At 72.7% G+C, this 2,544-nt stretch carries 3 protein-coding genes; all 3 read left to right on the plus strand.

Translation table 11 applies throughout. The features are described from left to right. Nucleotides 1-1,599, plus strand: a 1,599-nt coding sequence (locus AC08ON_RS17530; protein WP_476617383.1) for a hypothetical protein, incomplete at its 5' end; no start/stop codon positions are given. Nucleotides 1,600-1,780: 181 nt separating this feature from the next. Beyond that, nucleotides 1,781-1,975 carry a DUF6011 domain-containing protein gene (locus tag AC08ON_RS17535; RefSeq protein WP_476608566.1) on the plus strand — a complete coding sequence of 65 codons (195 nt, stop codon included), beginning with the start codon at nt 1,781-1,783 and terminating at the stop codon, nt 1,973-1,975. Between the two features lie 112 nt (nt 1,976-2,087). Beyond that, nucleotides 2,088-2,544 (plus strand): hypothetical protein (locus AC08ON_RS17540; protein WP_476617384.1); only part of this gene is annotated, 457 nt, incomplete at its 3' end.

Raw genomic sequence — 2,544 nt, forward strand, 5'->3', positions numbered from 1 at the left:
GGGTTGGCGTTCGCGGTGGTGGCCGATCTGTCCGCAGTGGGCGAGCCGGTCGACGCGTTGACGGTGTGGACGGAGATGAACCGCCGGTCCGGCGAGGACAGCGCCGCCGAGGCCTACGGCATGCAGGTGCTGTACCTCCACGAGTGCGTCGAAGCGGTGCCTTCGCTGGGCATGGTCGGCTGGTACGTCGACCGTGTCGCCGAGGCTGCCGCGGGCCGCCGCGCCCGGGAGGTCCTCGCGTCGGCGTTGGGCAGGCTCGACGGTCCTGACGCTGACGTGGTCGGGATTGTCGAGGCGACGGCCGCAGACCTCGGCCGGGTCCTGCCCCGAGCGGGGCGGGCCGGTGCCGTGCCGACGGACGATGAGGCGTTCTGGTCCGCGCGGGAGAGCCTCGGCCATGTGCGGGGGTTCGCCCGGGCGCGGATGGCGTCGCCGTGGGCGGTGCTCGGCGTGGTCCTCGTTCGGGTGCTGTCGCAGGTGCCCCCGTCGTACGTGCTGCCGGCAACGATCGGCGGCCACGCGAGCCTGAACCTGTTCCTTGCAGTCGTCGCGCCATCGGGGGGTGGGAAGGGCGCGGCGATGGGCGCGGCTGCGGACGCCTGCGACGTCGGGCCGGTCAACGTCTGGCCGGTGGGGACCGGTGAGGGTCTGGTGAAGACCTTCGTTCACTACGAGAAGCGCGACGACGGAGAGGGGGAGATTGTCCAGGACGAGGAGTCCGCGATCGTCGAGATCCACGAGGTCGACCAGCTCGGCGCGGTCAAGGGCCGCCAGGGCGCCACCATTCTCTCCGTCCTGCGCTCCGGGTGGATGGGCGAGGAGGTTGGGTTCAACAACGCTGACGCCACCCGCCGGCTGAAGGTCGCCGCGCACGCCTACCGCCTCGGCCTGATCGTCGGAGTCCAGCCAGGCCGGGCCGAGATCCTGCTCAACGAGAGCGAGACCGCTGGCGGCACCCCCAGCGGTTCGTGTGGCTTCCCGCCACCGACCCCGCCATGCCCGAGGTCACCCCACCCGAACCGGACCCGGACGTCTGGGAGCTGCCCGCCTGGCCGGGGCACGTCCCGTTCACCACGTGCCGGCATGTGCTCGACGTCTGCGCCGAGGCCACGTGGACCATCCGGGAGGCCCACTGGCGACTCCGATGCCCTCGATGGCCACGCGCTGCTGTGCCGGCTGAAGGTCGCCGCGGCGCTCGGTCTGCTCGACGGCCACGCAGCCGTCACCGCGCAGGACTGGGAGCTGTCCGGGGCGGTGATGGCCGTCTCGGACCGGACCCGCCGCGGGGTCCTCGACTCGCTGCGCCAGGCCGCCGCGGCGCGCAACCGGGAACGCGCCGAGGCGGACGCCGAGCGGGCCGTCACCATCGCGCGGCGCACCGACGACGACGCGGTCAAGAGCGCCTGTGCTGCGGTGATGCGACGTCTGGGCAGGACCGATGGATGGGTCGGTCACTCCGATCTCCGCTCGGCCGCCCGCCGCGGCCGCGGCTACCTCGACGAAGCAGTGGAGCGCCTCGCGGACGCCGGACAGATCGAGATCGAAACCTTCACCTACCAAGGTCAACAAGGGAGGCGGTACCGCCGTGTCCCGGCCTGAGACCCCAGGTGGGGCAGGTGAGGACGCAGTCCCGAGCTGCCCAGCGAATCGCGGGCATCCCGCCACGGAAAACCACAGGTCACAGAACTTCACCGCCCGCGCGAACCCTCGCATTCCGCCACCAGGTGGGGCCGCCTCACCTGTCGGTCCTCCCCTCACGTCCCTCCCTCAGAAGGTCCCCGTGACCACGACCAGCACCCCCGCCGAGGACGGCCGCTCTCGCTGCCGCTGCTGCCGCCGACCCCTCCGCGCCCCGACCTCCCGCGCACTGCTCGTCGGCCCGGCATGCCTCGCCCGCCTCCCCGCCAGCGACCGGCACCGTCTGGTCCTCGCCGCCCGGCAGGTGCCGGTACAGCCCGACCTGGACGCCGGATGATCATGCGCTCCGGCCCGTCCGGCCGGATCACGCTGGTGCGCCGCTCACCCGGCACCGCCCCCGACTGCCTCAACGGCCACCCCGCCCCAACCTCGACGACCAGGAGCTGATCATGACCACGAGTTTCGTCTACACGTTCGACTACAGCCCTGGCGGTGGTGACCACACCTGCACCGCCTGCCGGCTCCCGTTCCGGGCCCACATCACCGCCGTCCACTACCCGGCCCACACGGCCCAGCCCGGCCAGCCCCTCACCGACGGGCAGGTGCTCTGCCCTGACTGCCTGACCGCCGACTCCCCGCTGGTCGAGGCCATCGCCGGCCTCAACCAGCTGGCCGACGCCGCCGACGGCCACGACCACGTGCTCAGCCTTGCCGCGCAGATCATCTCCCAGATGCGCCGGGCGGCTCACGACCGCAACACCGCCGCCGTCGCCCGCGAGGCGGGCCTCACCTCCACCCCACCGCCCGCCGACATCACCGTCACGGCCACCGAGCTCTGCACTGACGCCGAGCTGCGCGTCCGCGGATACCTGCAAGGCGGCCGGCCCCGGGTGCAGATCGTCGACG

The organism is Frankia sp. CoWAU3 (assembly GCF_977971855.1).